At 46.2% G+C, this 15,863-nt stretch carries 15 protein-coding genes; 13 read left to right on the top strand and 2 right to left on the bottom strand.

Annotated elements, in window-relative coordinates; translation table 11 throughout:
- Positions 1-48 precede the first annotated feature (48 nt).
- The gene (locus AUL54_RS03090; protein WP_014304961.1) at positions 49-828 is read left to right on the top strand and encodes a patatin family protein; all 780 of its coding nucleotides are present in this window, start codon (positions 49-51) and stop codon (positions 826-828) included.
- A 5-nt stretch (positions 829-833) separates the two neighbouring features.
- A complete protein-coding gene (locus AUL54_RS03085; protein WP_060962855.1) occupies positions 834-1,856 on the top strand; it encodes a SepM family pheromone-processing serine protease in 1,023 nt (340 codons plus the stop codon).
- Between the two features lie 18 nt (positions 1,857-1,874).
- Here the strand turns inward: AUL54_RS03085 and AUL54_RS03080 are convergent, their stop codons facing one another.
- The gene (locus tag AUL54_RS03080; protein ID WP_060962854.1) at positions 1,875-3,122 is read right to left on the bottom strand and encodes a nucleotidyltransferase; all 1,248 of its coding nucleotides are present in this window, start codon (positions 3,120-3,122) and stop codon (positions 1,875-1,877) included.
- 208 nt (positions 3,123-3,330) lie between these two features.
- On the opposite strand from AUL54_RS03080, the gene AUL54_RS03075 reads away from it, so the two are divergent.
- The 3 genes from AUL54_RS03075 (at position 3,331) to gerR (ending at position 4,782) form a co-directional block, all read left to right on the top strand.
- Positions 3,331-3,849: a YceD family protein gene (locus AUL54_RS03075; RefSeq protein ID WP_016936218.1), complete on the top strand. Its 519-nt coding sequence runs from the start codon at positions 3,331-3,333 to the stop codon at positions 3,847-3,849.
- Positions 3,850-3,870: 21 nt separating this feature from the next.
- The gene (gene rpmF / locus AUL54_RS20425) at positions 3,871-4,050 is read left to right on the top strand and encodes a 50S ribosomal protein L32 (RefSeq protein WP_003154457.1); all 180 of its coding nucleotides are present in this window, start codon (positions 3,871-3,873) and stop codon (positions 4,048-4,050) included.
- 156 nt (positions 4,051-4,206) lie between these two features.
- On the top strand, positions 4,207-4,782 hold the full coding sequence (gene gerR, locus AUL54_RS03070; RefSeq protein WP_016936217.1) for a sporulation-specific transcriptional regulator GerR: 576 nt from the start codon (positions 4,207-4,209) through the stop codon (positions 4,780-4,782).
- A gap of 41 nt (positions 4,783-4,823) precedes the next feature.
- On the opposite strand, the gene AUL54_RS03065 is transcribed toward gerR, so the two are convergent.
- Positions 4,824-5,306, bottom strand: coding sequence for an N-acetyltransferase (locus tag AUL54_RS03065; protein WP_060962853.1), 483 nt, complete (start codon positions 5,304-5,306; stop codon positions 4,824-4,826).
- Positions 5,307-5,469: 163 nt separating this feature from the next.
- Between AUL54_RS03065 and AUL54_RS03060 the strand changes: the two genes are divergently transcribed.
- From AUL54_RS03060 to AUL54_RS03025, 8 genes are all read left to right on the top strand, one after another.
- Positions 5,470-6,351 (top strand): 2-dehydropantoate 2-reductase, encoded by an 882-nt coding sequence (locus AUL54_RS03060; protein WP_060962852.1) that lies wholly within the window; start codon positions 5,470-5,472, stop codon positions 6,349-6,351.
- A gap of 86 nt (positions 6,352-6,437) precedes the next feature.
- Entirely contained in the window at positions 6,438-8,057 is a 1,620-nt protein-coding gene (gene bshC / locus AUL54_RS03055; protein ID WP_060962851.1) for a bacillithiol biosynthesis cysteine-adding enzyme BshC, read from the top strand.
- A 125-nt stretch (positions 8,058-8,182) separates the two neighbouring features.
- A complete protein-coding gene (gene mraZ, locus AUL54_RS03050) occupies positions 8,183-8,614 on the top strand; it encodes a division/cell wall cluster transcriptional repressor MraZ (RefSeq protein ID WP_013352164.1) in 432 nt (143 codons plus the stop codon).
- A 66-nt stretch (positions 8,615-8,680) separates the two neighbouring features.
- Positions 8,681-9,616 (top strand): 16S rRNA (cytosine(1402)-N(4))-methyltransferase RsmH, encoded by a 936-nt coding sequence (gene rsmH, locus AUL54_RS03045; RefSeq protein WP_016936213.1) that lies wholly within the window; start codon positions 8,681-8,683, stop codon positions 9,614-9,616.
- 38 nt (positions 9,617-9,654) lie between these two features.
- Positions 9,655-10,008 (top strand): cell division protein FtsL, encoded by a 354-nt coding sequence (gene ftsL, locus AUL54_RS03040; RefSeq protein ID WP_060962850.1) that lies wholly within the window; start codon positions 9,655-9,657, stop codon positions 10,006-10,008.
- Positions 10,009-10,014: 6 nt separating this feature from the next.
- Positions 10,015-12,159, top strand: coding sequence for a penicillin-binding protein 2B (gene pbpB, locus AUL54_RS03035; RefSeq protein WP_060962849.1), 2,145 nt, complete (start codon positions 10,015-10,017; stop codon positions 12,157-12,159).
- Positions 12,160-12,271: 112 nt separating this feature from the next.
- Positions 12,272-14,191, top strand: a complete 1,920-nt coding sequence (locus tag AUL54_RS03030) for a stage V sporulation protein D (protein ID WP_003154438.1) — start codon at positions 12,272-12,274, stop codon at positions 14,189-14,191.
- A 195-nt stretch (positions 14,192-14,386) separates the two neighbouring features.
- A complete protein-coding gene (locus AUL54_RS03025; RefSeq protein WP_060962848.1) occupies positions 14,387-15,859 on the top strand; it encodes a UDP-N-acetylmuramoyl-L-alanyl-D-glutamate--2,6-diaminopimelate ligase in 1,473 nt (490 codons plus the stop codon).
- Positions 15,860-15,863 lie beyond the last annotated feature (4 nt).

Below are 15,863 nucleotides of genomic sequence, written 5' to 3'. Positions count from 1 at the left end.
TTAGACCATAGAATTCATGTATAGGATGTCTATAGGGGGTTCGTCGCGTTGGCCAAACCTACAATCGGGTTAGCGTTAGGTTCGGGAGGGGCAAGAGGCATTGCTCACCTCGGAGTGTTATCCAGTTTACATAAGCATCAGATTCCAATTGATATGATTGCCGGCAGCAGCATGGGAGCGTTAGTCGGAAGCTTTTATGCGGCCGGGCATGACGTGGCCACGATGAAAAAAGTCGCCAAAGCATTTAAGCGGCGGCTGTATGCAGATTATACGATGCCGCGTCTCGGATTTTTAAAAGGGGACCGCATCAGGCAGCTCGTACATGCGTATACGTACGGCAAGCCGATAGAAGAACTGCGGATCCCGCTCGGCATTGTGGCATGCGACCTCCAGACCGGAGAAAAACTCGTTTTTACAAAAGGCTCTGTATCCGAAGCCGTCCGCGCGAGCATCAGCATACCGGGCGTTTTCGTTCCGCAAAAAATGAACGGGCGCATGTTAGTGGACGGCGCGGTGGTCGACAGAATCCCGGTTTCCGCGGTAAAAGATATGGGCGCTGATATCGTCATCGCCTCCGACGTATCGCGGGTGAAAAAAACGGAAAAAGCGGCACATATTTTTGATGTAATCATGCAAAGTATGGATATACTGCAAAATGAATTGGTCCGTCACCAGACCATTGCCGCAGACGTCATGATCCGCCCTTCTCTTGAATCATTCAGTTCAAGCTCTTTTGCCAACATTGATCATATGATCACAGCGGGCGAAGAAGCCGCAGACCGGATGATCGGCCGGATTAAACAAGAAATAGAGAACTGGGAGGGCTAACTCATATGAAAGCAAAACATTTTCGCTGGGTGTTTATCATCCTGATCTTATTAATCGCTGTTACATTTATTAAGCTTCCGTATTACATCACACAGCCGGGAGAAGCATCAGAGCTGAGACCGCTGATTAAGGTGGACGGAGGCTATCCTGAAAAAGGAAGCCTTTCCTTGATGACTGTCAAAGTAGGCCCAGCCAATCCGTATACATATCTTTGGGCGAAAGTGCATCCTTACGATGAAATCGTCCCGGATGAAAGCATAAAAGAAGAGGGCGAAACAGATTCAGACTATATGAAGCGCCAGCTGCAGATGATGAAAAGCTCTCAAGAAAACGCGGTCATTGCCGCTTATCAAAAAGCCGGAAAACAGGTAAAATACTCATTTAACGGCATTTACGCCAGCTCAGTCGTCTCCGGCATGCCGGCAAAAGGAAAAATAGAGGTCGGTGATAAAATCATCAGCGCGGATGGGAAGAAATACGAATCCGCTGAAAAGCTGATTGATTATATCAGCAGCAAAAAAGCGGGGGAAAAAGTCACGTTTCACATTGAACGGGACACGAAAGAAAAGACCGTTGACATTGGGCTGAAATCATTCCCGGACGACCCGAAAAGAGCGGGAATCGGTGTCGCCTTATATACGGACCGGAACGTGAAAGTGAAGCCCGATCTTCATTTCAGCATTGAAAACATCGGCGGGCCTTCTGCGGGTCTCATGATGTCTTTAGAAATTTACAACCAGCTGACAAAACCTGACGAAACAAAAGGCTATAATATAGCCGGAACGGGAACAATCGACGTTGACGGCAAAGTCGGACCGATCGGCGGAATCGATCAGAAAGTCGTCGCCGCAGACAAAGCGGGGAAAGATATTTTCTTTGCGCCGAACCAAAACGGTGCTGAAAACTCTGATTATAAAAATGCGGTAAAAACGGCAAAAGCTATCAAGTCCGATATGAAGATTGTTCCGGTCGACACCATGCAGGACGCACTTGATTATTTGGATAAGCTGAAAGTAAAAAGCACCTGATACAGTCAGGTGCTTTTTTTACGCATTCAAAAAACGTTTTTCGTCTTCATCGTAGCGGATCGGCGCTTGTGAAAATTCCTGTTTCTCAAACCATGTGCGTTCAGGTTCTTTTATCGGCAGGCTGTAAACCCGTCCCGCCGATATGTCCAGATCCAGAGCGGGATGGGAGAAAGAGGAGAGCTTGCTGACGAGCGGCGCGGTAAGCTCTTTTTTCTTTGCCGACAGATATGCCTGTCCTTTTTTCGTCATTCCGAGAAGACGGATATAAGGTGCGCTTGCAGGCTTTAAAAGCCGGTGCATGTCTTCTTTTTTCGTCCGTGTCAGAATGTGCGTATTCATCCGCTGCAGCCTCGTCCACGTGTATCGTTTTGTTTTCAATCGTTCCATCATTTCCTGGTAGGAGCGGGCTTGTCTGATGGTGCGCATAATTCTGTGCTCAAGGCCTTCTTCCACTTCATAGATTTGGCTCAATTCTTCAGCGGACAGAGTGCTGAGGCTGTATTTTACATATGAAAAATAGTCTTCCGTGCTGTGCCATAATCCGTATGAGCGTCTGTATGCGTCCAGCTCGCGCACAGACGCTTCCGGGAGAAAGCTCTTTGCGGCTGCCGTTCCTTTTTCGATCAGCGCTTTTCTGATACTTGTGGCGCTGGCTATCCGGCTGTCATCCCCGGGAAGCTCGGCGTCATGATACCCGGAAGCGATCCTGGCTGTCGTATAAGGTTTCATGGCGGAACCGGAGGCGTGTATCGCTTTGACGTAGTGAAAACCGAGAATATTGTTCGGCTTAGACAAATCAAGCATGTCCTGTCCTTTGAATATGTGTGAAAAAGCTTTTGAGGCGGCGGCCGGATAGCTGAGCCCCTTTTTCAGCTCCTCTTTCAGAATCTGGATGCAGTCAGATTCCTTTCGGCTGAACGCTTCAGCGGCTTCAATAAAGGGGTCAATCCGTCCGTTTTCACTGCCGAAAAATAAGCTGTTGCATCCTAATTGGTGAAGAAGCGAAACACTGCCGCGCGCGAATAATTCCGCTTTTTGTACGGCATACATATAAGGGAGCTCAATGACGATATCCACGCCGTTTTCCAGCGCCATTTTTGTCCGGGCCCACTTTGAGACGGCGGCCGGTTCCCCGCGCTGCAAAAAAGGGCCGCTCATCACCGCCGCCGCGACGCTGCTGTCCGTCTTGATTTTTGCTTGTTCCGCATGATAGCGGTGTCCGTTATGAAAGGGATTATATTCAACAACGAGGCCGACTGCTTTCATATTTGTTCCGCCTTTCTTGCTATGTTTTGCTTCGTATGGTACATTTGCAAATGAAGTGCATATTTTCGTCCGTTTCGTTTAGTGTATGATTAGCCTATCCGGCTGTCAACGATTGCATGACGGCGGCATTATGCTGTAAAGAAAAAATATTGACAAAAACATTCTGAAAAGCTATAATCATGTTTGTTGCTTTCCTGAGGTGATACAAATGAAATGGACGATTTATCAGCTTCATCAAATGGCGAAAAAGAGCTTTGAATTTGATGAAACAGTTGAGTTGAATGAGCTGACAAAATTGAATTCTGACATCCGCCGCATTTCTCCCGTCCGGGTGAAGGGCCGCGCGGAGATTGAATCCAAGCAGGTTTCGTTTGACTTTACGATTTCAGGCGAAATGGTTTTGCCGTGCTCAAGAACTTTAGTTGATGTGCCGTATCCATTTACAATCGCGACAAAAGAACTGTTTAGATTTCATAAGACGGATGATATAGAAGATGAGGACGTTCATATTGCTGAAGACGATACCGTCGACTTGACTCCGATCGTAAAAGAAGAGATTCTTTTAGAAATTCCTATGCAAATCTTTTGTGAAACTGAACAAAAAGAAGGGGCCGCTCCCCAAGTGGGAAAGGATTGGCAAGTGATTTCTGAGGAAGAGAAGAAAAATCAGATCGACCCCAGACTTGCGGATCTGAAAAAGCTCTTAACACAAGATGATGAATCTTAACTCTTTAAGGAGGTGGGAATAATGGCTGTACCTTTTAGAAGAACTTCTAAAATGAAAAAAAGATTGCGCCGTACACATTTCAAACTAAATGTACCTGGTATGACAGAATGCCCGTCATGCGGAGAGATGAAATTGTCTCACCGTGTATGTAAAGCATGCGGATCATACAACGGCAAAGACATAAATGTAAAAAGCAATTAATGTATGAAGAAAAGCGCGGGAATTTCGGTTCCTGCGCTTTTCTTTTTTTCTTCCTCCGGCCTGCTTCCGCCGAAAAAATTGTGAGCGCCAATAGTCTATCTAATCTATCAGCGGCATATGTATGAGGTAAATGAGCAAATATGGAGGGAGATACGATTGACGATTACGAGACAAGATGCGTGGACGCAAGATGAAGATTTGCTGCTGGCCGAAGTGGTGCTCAGGCACATACGGGAAGGCGGGACGCAGCTTTCCGCTTTTGAAGAAGTCGGCAGAGCGCTGACGAGAACGGCTGCCGCCTGCGGGTTCAGGTGGAATTCTTATGTCAGGAAACAATATCAGTCAGGGATAGAACTGGCGAAAAAACAGCGGAAGGAATTAAGAAAGCAAATCGGGGTGCATTCCGCCAATCTGCCGGGAACCGTCAAGCAGCCCCCGATCCGCAGGGCGGAAGGAGAAAAAGAGCTGTCCATTGATGATGTGATTTTGTTTCTGCAGCAATTTAAAGAGTCGCCAGCCGCAGCGGATGTGCGTCATGAAAAAGAAAAACTCACAGAACAGCTGACCGCGCTGCAAAAAGAAGTCGAGGATCTGCGTGAGGAAAACGAAAGCTTGAGAAACAAGCTGGAGATGACGGAAGAAGATTACAAAGCGTTAATTGATATTATGGACAGGGCGAGAAGGATGGTCAATTTGAAAGATGATGAAAGAAAATCGGCGCAGAGCCTGTAAAATCAACCGGCCTGAGGGCATTGTCCCGGCCGGTTTTTTTATTATGCCGTTTCCCCGGCTGTCATTTCACCGTCCATATCAGGATGCCAGATGTAAGGGTTTTCTCCTTTATCACGCGCCATATCATATTTAACGGGCTCGAAATTCATCTTATCCCAGAATTCTGCTGATTTCATGCGTGAATTCGTCCTGATCGGCATTCTGAAGGATTTTGCAAAATCGACAAGCGCTTTGCCATATCCGTTGTTTTGATAGCCGGGAAGAACCTCCAGCTTCCATAGTTCCAAAAAGTCCTGACGCTGATCAAAATACGGATTCGCACTGCCGCTTACCTGATATAAACTCATTCTCGCCACTAGTTTATCCCCGAAGTAAATCCCGTAAAAAGGCGAGGTGCTGTCATTTTCAATGATATTATCCTGCAGATCTTCAAGCATGGACAGCTCCTGCATCCCGTATTCTTTAAACCTTTTAAATTCTTCGAGTGTCTTAAAGTTGATGAGCAGGCGCTCTATTTTCAACACAAACTCCCCCTTTGTTGTGTTCTACTTATTATTGTAAACGCTTTAATTGAAAATTCCAACTATAATATGTTCGTCTGTCATTTTGTTCAAAACGAAATTGAAGTAATTTGCGGCGGCTTCTGCTATGATAATATGGAAAAAAGCAGATATAGGGTGTGACAGTGTGAAAATCGGAATTATCGGCGGCGGAGCGGTGGGCCTTTTATGTGCTTACTACTTATCGTCCCGCCATCAGGTAACGGTCATCACGAGGCGGACAGAGCAGGCTGATGCGATTAACTCAGGCGGTATACGCCTGGTGAAAGACGGAAAAGAATTTACGGCGTCATGCAGAGCGCAAACAGGCATCACTTCCGGATTCGATCTCTTAATCGCAGCTGTTAAACAGCACCAGCTCAGCGATGTTTTGCCGGATCTTGAGACAATAAAAGGGACGAATGTGTTGTTTTTGCAAAACGGCATGGGACACATACACGACATCAAAGATTGGCATACAGATCATTCGCTTTATGCCGGCACGGTTGAGCACGGGGCAAAAAGGATATCAGATCATGTCGTTGAACATACTGGGACCGGAGCCGTAAGATGGAGTGTATTCCGTGCATCCCGTCCGGAAACGCTCAAAACCATCTTTTCCGGAATGCACCGGGATTTTCCCGTATATGATGAAAACGACTGGTATCAGCTGTTAACGGGAAAATTGATCATAAATGTATGCATCAACCCGTTAACTGCATTGCTGCGCGTGAAAAACGGAGAGCTGTTAACAAATGCCGCTTACAAAACATATATGAGAAACGTGTTTGAAGAAGCGGAGACAATACTTGGCCTCGCGGATAGAGAGGAAGCGTGGAACAGGGTTTGCGAAGTTTGCAGCCTGACGGAAAAAAATCATTCTTCCATGCTTGTCGATATCTTGGAGGGAAGACGGACGGAGGCCGATGCGATTATCGGATACCTTGTGAAAGAGGCGGAGAGCCGGGGATTGCCGGCCGTTCATCTCCCGTTTTTACACCGCAGCATAAAAGCGTTAGAAAGAAACTGAAACAAAGTCTTTTGAGGTTTTCCGCTAACATGCTATACTCATTTCGGAAACCTAACTATTTATTGGAGAAAGGAAGTTCCAGACAGATGCAGCTAACTGAACTTTCCATCAAAAGTCAAAATACGTTTGTGCAGCACTATATAGATGGAGAAAACATGTCTTCATTTTTTGATTATGATATTCATTCTGAGGATGTATGGCAAAAGCGGCTTCAAGACCTGTCTTCAAGGCCGTTTGCCAGAGAGGAATTAGCCGATTACCTATCCTCGTATCACGAAAAATTTAACTCCGCCGCCATGCAGGCCTCCATCAAAAAACTGAGAGATCCAAATAGCGCAGCAGTTGTAGGCGGACAGCAGGCCGGTCTTTTAACAGGACCCCTTTACACCATACATAAGATTATCTCCATTATCGTACTTGCCAGACAGCAGGAAGAGGCGCTCCGGATTCCTGTCGTTCCGATTTTCTGGGTGGCGGGTGAAGATCACGATCTGGAAGAAATCAATTATGTGCATACGTCAACAGAGAAAAAAGGCCCGGTGAAACAGAAGCTGCCGCAGTCTTACTGGAAAAAAACATCGGCAGCCAATACCTCTCTTGATCAGGAAAAATGTGCGGCGTGGATTGATGAGGTGTTCGCTTCTTTTGAGGAAACGGATCACACAAACGCACTCCTTCAAAATGTGAAGCGATGTTTACGCTCATCAGAGACATTTACGGATTTTTTTGAACTGTTAATCGCCGGCTTGTTTCAAGAAGAAGGACTTATTCTGATGAATTCCGGAGATCCCGGAATTAAAAAGCTGGAAACGGGAATGTTTCAGCAGATTTTAAAGCACAATAATGAACTTGCCGAAGCAGTGTCAAATCAGCAACGTCTTATGCGGGAAGCCGGTTATCACCCGATTATTGAATCGGACAAAGAACAGGCCAACTTATTTTACGAGTATGAGGGAGAGCGCTTCTTAATTGAAAAAGAAAATGGCGTTTTTGTCATTAAGGAGCTCGACCTCGAGTGGACGGACGACGAACTTCATACCCATATGGAAGAAAAACCGGAATGTTTCAGCAATAACGTTGTGACAAGGCCGCTGATGCAGGAGTTTCTCATCCCGACTCTTGCGTTTATCGCAGGGCCGGGGGAAGTCAATTATTGGGGCGAGCTGAAGCAGGCTTTCTCATTAATGGGCTTTTCTATGACTCCGGTAGTGCCGAGATTAAACATTACGATTCTTGAGCGCCATATTGAAAAGAAGCTTGCAGAACGGAATATCCCGCTTCAAGAAGCGATCGAACACGGCACCGGACATCTGAAGGAGACTTATTTTAACGAGCAGATTCCTGAAGAATTTTCTTCTGTGATGGAACAGGCGAAGTCACAGATTGAAGCTGCCCATAAAAAAGCAAGAGACGAAGCGCTTAAAGTCGATTCAAGCCTTGAGCCGCTCTTACAGAAGAATGCCGCCTTCATTCAAGATCAGCTCTTGTTTCTAGAACGGACGGTAACAAAAAGAATTGAAGAAAAAGAAGGTTTTGTGCTTCGTGACTATGAAAGAATCCAAAACAGCATCAGACCGCTCGGCGCTCCGCAGGAACGGATCTGGAATGTAATGTATTATTTGAACCGTTACGGTCCAAAATTCTTCACAACCTTCAAACATCTGCCATTTTCTTTTCAAAACCAACATCAGATTGTCAAACTTTGAAATAAAGTTTTAAAGAACCCTGAATAGTTCAGGGTTTTTTTTTATGTTTAAACAGTGTAAAATGAGGTTGTGGAGAGAAGTGGCGGATAGTGGTGAGTTTAGGGGAGAAAGTGGGGGTCCTTATCATGTTTATGGGTGAATACCAGCATACAATTGATGCAAAGGGCCGCATGATCGTACCCGCAAAATTCAGAGAAGGCCTCGGTGAGCAGTTTGTGCTGACAAGAGGACTTGACCAATGTCTTTTCGGCTACCCGATGAATGAATGGAAGCTGATCGAAGAAAAGCTGAAGGCGCTGCCGCTCACCAAAAAAGACGCCCGCGCATTTACCCGTTTCTTTTTTTCCGGTGCGACCGAATGCGAACTGGACAAGCAGGGAAGGGTTAATATTGCGTCATCTCTTCTGAATTACGCAAAACTGGAAAAAGAATGTGTTGTCATCGGGGTTTCCAATCGAATTGAATTGTGGAGTAAGGTAATCTGGGAACAATACACAGAAGAGCAAGAAGATTCATTCGCCGAAATTGCTGAAAACATGATTGGATTTGATATATAATGGATCTTCGTGCATCACAGCAACTGACAATTCAATTCATTCCTGATAAAGGTGGGACCGACACAAATGTTTCAGCATAAGACAGTACTTCTACGTGAAACCGTCGACGGTTTAAATATCAAACCGGACGGAACCTATGTGGACTGCACCCTGGGAGGCGCCGGGCACAGTACATATTTATTGCAGCAATTATCGGAAAAAGGGCGTTTAATCGCCTTTGACCAAGATGACACGGCGCTTGAAAACGCAAAGCAAACATTGTCTGAGTACAAAGGACAGCTCATTTTGGTGAAAAGCAACTTTCGTTATTTAAAAGAATGTTTACACGAACACGGCATTACGAGTGTCGACGGAATTTTATTTGATTTAGGAGTATCCTCACCGCAGCTTGATACACCGGAACGGGGATTCAGCTATCATCATGACGCACCGCTGGACATGAGGATGGACCAGTCGGCCGCCCTTACGGCGAAAGAGGTCGTAAATGAATGGCGGTATGAGGATCTTGTGCGGATTTTCTTTAAATACGGAGAAGAAAAATTCAGCAAGCAAATCGCCAGAAAAATTGAAGAGGCAAGAGAGAAATCGCCTATTCAAACAACCGGCCAACTGGTCGATCTAATAAAGGACGCGATACCGGCTCCGGCGAGAAGAAGCGGCGGTCATCCGGCCAAACGCGTATTTCAGGCCATTCGAATCGCCGTAAACGATGAGCTTCAAGTATTTGAAGAGGCTCTCTTGCAGGCGATAGAGATGCTGAAGCCGGGCGGAAGGGTATCTGTGATCACTTTTCACTCACTGGAAGACAGAATGTGCAAGACGACATTCAAGGAAAAATCATCACTTCCCGAACTGCCTCCGGGTCTTCCTGTGATACCGGAAGAATTTGAACCGGAATTAAAACTGATTACGAGAAAACCCATTACGGCATCAAAAGAGGAGCTTGAAGAAAATAACCGCGCCCGCTCAGCGAAGCTCCGCATTGCGGAGAAACGAAAATAACGGGCAGCAAATGACAACATAAAGGAGGTCATCAGCCTATGAGCAACTTAGCTTACCAGCAGGAAAAACAACAACGGCCAGTGATAAGTCCCGAAAAAAAGGTGATTGTCAAAAAAGGGGCTTCCATTACACTCGGGGAAAAGGTGCTGCTCGTCCTGTTTGCCATTGCCGTTCTCTCCACTTCAATGTTTATCGTATCAAAGGCATACGCGGCGTACCAATCCAATATTGAGGTGCAAAAACTGGAGGAGAAAGTATCAGAGAAGAATAAGCAGATCGGTGATCTCCAAAAAACAGCGGGTGACTTAAGCCAGCCGCAGCGATTGATGGATATCGCCAAAAAGCACGGTTTGAATCTGAAAGATAAAAAAGTGAAAAACATACAGGAATGATAACCCATGCCTAAAAAAAATAAGTTTATGAACAGAGGAGCAGCGATACTGAGTATTTGTTTCGCTCTCTTTTTCTTTGTCATTCTCGGGAGAATGGCGTACATTCAATTAACCGGTAAAGCTAACGGGGTGGAACTTGCAACAAAAGCGACCGAGCAGCACGAAAAAAAGCGGACGATAGAAGCGAGCCGCGGCTCCATTCTTGACCGGAACGGCAAAGTGCTCGCTGAGGACACGGCGACTTATAAGCTCATTGCCGTGCTTGATAAAAAGATGACGACCGACAAGAAGCACCCTCAGCATGTCAAAGACAAAGAAATGACAGCGGAAAAGCTGGCGTCCGTTATTGACCTGGACAAAAGCGAGATTCTGGACATCTTAAACAGGAATGGCGCGAAGCAGGTGGAATTCGGTTCAGCTGGCCGCGATATCTCTTATGCGAAAAAGCAAAAGATCGAAAAAATGAATCTTCCGGGTATTTCTTTCTTAAGAGATACGAAGCGCTACTATCCGAACGGCGTGTTTTTATCAAATGTTCTCGGCTATGCCGATGTAAATGAAAAAACAAACCAGATACAAGGATCTTTAGGGCTGGAAAAAATACTGAACAGCTATCTGACGGAACGCGACGGATCTGTCACGTATGAAAGTGATAAATCCGGCTGGAAACTTCCGAACAGCAAAGAAAAAATCACCGCACCTAAAAACGGTGACAATGTATATTTAACCATTGATCAGAAAATTCAAACCTTTTTAGAAGACAGCATGACGAAAGTGGCGGAAAAATATAAACCGAAAAAAATTATGGCGGCTGTCGTAGAACCGAAAACAGGCAAAGTGCTTGCGATGGGGCAGCGTCCGAGTTTTGACCCGAATCTCAGAAACGTCACCAATTATTACAACGACTTAGTGTCGTACGCGTATGAACCGGGATCGACGATGAAGATCTTTACGCTTGCCGCGGCGATTCAGGAAAACGTGTTCTCTGCAAACGAGAAATATAAATCAGGAACATATGAAGTAGGCGATAGACCTGTTAAAGATTGGAATGATGGCGCCGGCTGGGGCATGACAAGCTTCCATGACGGCCTCATGAGGTCATCCAATGTTGCTTTCGCCAAACTGGCCAATGAAAAACTCGGGTTTGACCGGTTTAATGAGTATCTGCACAAATTCGGGCTCTATCAAAAAACAGGGATTGATCTGCCCGGTGAAGTATCAAGTAAAATTAACTTCAAATATGATTTTGATAAAGCGTCTACGGCTTACGGCCAAGCATCGGCGATAACGCCGATTCAGCAGCTTCAGGCAGTCACGGCGATTGCCAATAACGGCAAAATGATGAAGCCTTACGTGATTGACCATATTGTCGACCCTGATACGAAAAAAGTCGTCAAGCAGACAAAGCCCGAACAAGCAGGTACGCCGATTTCGGCTGATACGGCCAAACAAGTCCGGAATCTGCTTGGAGAAGTCGTGACGTCAGACATCGGAACGGGAAAACCTTATAAAATTGAGGGTTTTGATGTTGCGGGGAAAACAGGAACCGCGCAAATCGCGGGGACGGGCGGATATTTATCTGGAACGAGCAACTATGTGTTTTCATTCATGGGCATGGCGCCGAAAAATGATCCTAAGCTCGTCATCTATGTAGCCGTGCAGCAGCCGCAATTAAAAGCGGGCCAAAGCAGCTCCGATCCTGTCGCGGAAATCTTTAACCCGACGATGAAAAACAGTTTGCATTATTTGAACATCGAGCCGACGGAAAAGTCAGATTCCGGCCAGGAAGAAACGAAAAGCCAAAAGATGCCTGATCTGACAGACAAGACGGTTACGAATTCTGAGAAGGAAGCGAAAAATGAACATCTCACACCGATTGTCATCGGCAGTGATGTTGCCGTAAAAGAGCAGTATCCGAAAGCCGGAGAAGATGTGATCACCAATCAGAAAATCTTCTTAAAAACAGACGGAAAGATGACGATGCCGGATATGTCCGGATGGTCGAGACGGGAAGTGCTTCAATTCAGCAAGGTATCAGGCATTCACATTGATGTGAGCGGCGAAGGTTACGCTGCCAGCCAAAGTGTCAAAAAAGGCAAAGAACTGAAGGGAAATACCGTGATCAAGGTGAAATTTAAAAATCCTGATTAACGGGACAGAGAAGTCCGCGGATGCCCGCGGGCTTCTTTTTTATGCGCGCCGTTCTATGTGTCCAAGCTGAGGCATAAAATGAAACAAGCCTAAATAAGGAGTGGACGGTCCCTTGCGCGTTTCAAATGTAACGGTTCGAAAACGTTTATTACTGGTTTTGCTTTTTGGCGTGATCATTTTTTTGATCATTGACAGCAGATTAGGCTATGTCCAATTTGTAATGGGGGAAAAGCTGACTTCGCTGGCGAAGGATTCCTGGAGCCGGAATTTGCCGTTTGAGCCTGAGCGGGGAGAGATCCTTGACCGGAACGGCGTGAAGCTGGCTACTAATAAAAGCGCGCCGACCGTCTTTGTCGTACCGCGCCAGATTCAAAATCCCATAAAAACGGGCAAGCTTCTCGCGTCAGTTTTAAATATGTCAGAAGAGAAGGTCTACAAACACATTACAAAGAAAACATCCATAGAAAAAATCTCACCCGAGGGCCGGAAAATTTCAAATAAAAAAGCGAAAGAAATCAAAGCGCTCGATTTAAAAGGAGTTTATGTAGCTGAAGACAGCATCCGTCATTATCCGTACGGAAGTTTTTTGTCCCATGTTCTCGGTTTTGCCGGTATTGATAACCAGGGCCTTCTCGGACTGGAGGCTTATTATGATGATGACTTGAAAGGTGTAAAGGGCTCCGTGAAATTTTATACGGATGCCAAGGGGAAGAAAATGCCTGATGAAGCGGATGATTACACCCCTCCGAAAGACGGACTTGATATGAAATTGACGATTGACGCCAAGGTTCAGACGATTATAGAACGAGAGCTCGACAATGCAGCGGCGAAATACAACCCGGACGGAATGATTGCGGTCGCAATGAATCCGAAAAACGGAGAAGTGCTGGGAATGTCAAGCCGTCCTGATTTTGATCCGGCTGACTATCAATCAGTGGATCCGTCCGTTTACAACCGGAATCTGCCGGTATGGAGCACGTATGAACCGGGTTCGACCTTTAAGATTATTACGCTTGCGGCGGCGCTCCAAGAGCAAAAAGTAAACTTGCAAAGAGATCATTTTTATGACAAAGGATTTGCCGAGGTGGACGGCGCCCGCCTCAGATGCTGGAAAAAGGGCGGCCACGGTTCGCAGTCTTACCTTGAAGTCGTTCAAAATTCCTGCAACCCTGGGTTTGTACAGCTTGGGGAACGGCTCGGAAAACAAAAGCTGTTTCAATATATTAAGGACTTCGGATTTGGAAAGAAAACAGGCATCGATCTGCAGGGGGAAGGAACGGGAATCTTATTTCCGCTTGACAGAGTCGGCCCGGTCGAACAGGCGACAACCGCTTTCGGACAAGGGGTTTCCGTCACGCCGATTCAGCAGGTGGCAGCCGTATCCGCAGCAATAAACGGCGGAACGCTTTATACTCCGTTTATCGCCAAAGAGTGGGTTGATCCCGTCACGAAAAAAACCGTTAAGAAACAATCGCCGATTGCGAAAAGACAAGTTATTTCCCAGGAAACGTCAAAGCAGATCAGATACGCTTTAGAAAGCGTCGTCGCTCAGGGAACGGGGCGGAATGCCTTTGTAGAAGGATATCGCGTCGGGGGGAAAACTGGAACGGCTCAAAAGGTCAAAGACGGCAAATATCTCGAAAACAACCATATCGTCTCCTTTATCGGTTTTGCGCCGGCTGATGACCCGAGCCTTGTCGTATATGTCGCGGTTGATAATCCGAAAGGCACGATTCAATTCGGGGGAACCGTCGCCGCGCCGATTGTCGGAAATATGATGAGAGACAGTCTGCCGGAGCTCGGCGTTAAACCGCGAAAAAATCAAATCGAGAAAAAATATCAATGGAACGACACAAAAACAATAGAGGTTCCGAATGTTGTAGGGATGTCTGTCTCTGATCTTGAGTCGCTGCTTGTCAATTTGAATATAGACTCCTCAGGAAAAGGAAGCAAAATTGTGAAGCAATCACCTGCAGCCGGAACGAAAGTAAAAGAAGGCTCAAAGATCCGTGTTTACTTGAGTGAAGAATGAGTCTTTTTGAGGCAGCCGATTGTTTTCGGCTGCCTTTTATCATAAAGATAAAAAAAGAAGATAACTTTTAAGATTAACTGGATGTATCCTTTTATTTACGCTAAAATATGAACTGTATGTTTAAAAGCCATTCTGACTTTTACAAACAATTATCATGATAAAAGAATGAATAGAATTTCTGAGAGGTTTGATACAATGAAACTTACAAAGCTGCTTACATATTTAATGGCCGAACCTGTTCAAAATGACTTTCATGACCCTGATATAACTTCAATTGAGATGGACTCCAGGGAAGTGAGAAAAGGGAGTCTTTTTGTGTGTATAAAAGGGTATACGGTGGACGGACATGATTTCGCCCAAAAAGCCGCAGAAAACGGCGCAGCGGCCATCGTCGCCGAGAAAGAGCTTGACGTCGATATTCCTGTCATTATCGTCCGCCGGTCACAGCGGGCGCTCAGCGTTCTTTCTGATGCGTTTTACGGGCAGCCGACAAAGCAGCTTCAGCTTATCGGCATCACCGGCACAAACGGCAAGACATCAACGACGCATATGGTGGATGAGATTTTCAAAAAAGCGGGAAGACAGACCGGTTTAATCGGAACGATGTACATTAAAATCGGTGATGAGACATTCCCGGTCAAAAATACAACACCTGAAAGCGTCACACTGCAAAAAACGTTCAAGAAAATGAATGACGAGCATGTTGATACAGCCATTATGGAAGTGTCTTCTCACGCTCTGTCACTCGGCAGGGTTCACGGCTGCGATTATGATATCGCCGTGTTCACGAATCTGACGCAGGACCATTTAGACTATCACAAGACGATGGAAGACTACAGACAGGCTAAAAGCCTCCTGTTTTCCCAGCTGGGCGGCTCTTTCAACCATGAAAAGCCGAAGCGGGCCGTTTTAAACGCAGATGACAAAGCCAGCGCTTATTTTGAAAGAGTGACGGCGGCACACATCCTTACATACGGAATCGAAAACGATGCCGATGTCATGGCGAAACAAATTGAGATCTCTGCGCAAGGCACAAGCTTTGAACTCGTTACGCCAAAAGGAACAAAACAGATCACGGTTTCACTCGTCGGCCGGTTCAACGTGTATAACGTACTGGCTGCAGCGGCGACAGCGATCGCAGCGGGTCTCCCGTTCGATACGATCACAAGCGCACTTGAAGAGCTGCAAGGTGTCAGAGGCCGGTTTGAACTGGTGAATCACAATCAGCCGTTCCCTGTCGTCGTCGATTACGCGCACACGCCTGACAGTCTGGAAAACGTCCTGAATACATGCAAAGACATGACAGAGGGCAAGCTTTTCGTCGTCGTCGGCTGCGGCGGTGACCGGGACAAAACAAAACGCCCGAAAATGGCGGAAATTGCGGTGCGGATTGCCGACGAACCGATCTTTACCTCAGATAATCCGAGAAGCGAGGACCCGCTGGCCATATTAAGAGATATGGAAAGAGGAGTAGAAGGAACTTACTATCACAGTATCGCCAACCGCGAGCAGGCCATCTTTTTTGCCATTGCCAACGCGAAAAAGGGTGATGTGGTCCTGATTGCCGGAAAAGGGCATGAAACCTATCAGCAGATCGGCAATGAAACATTCGACTTTGATGACGCCGAAGTAGCGGGAAGAGCTATCGTTGAGCTGAATAAAAAGTAAAACA

The sequence above is a fragment of the Bacillus sp. SDLI1 genome, assembly GCF_001553895.1.
Classification (GTDB): domain Bacteria; phylum Bacillota; class Bacilli; order Bacillales; family Bacillaceae; genus Bacillus; species Bacillus siamensis.
The sequence above is the reverse complement of the archived record's forward strand: the minus strand, read 5'-3'. Positions and strand labels throughout refer to the sequence as shown.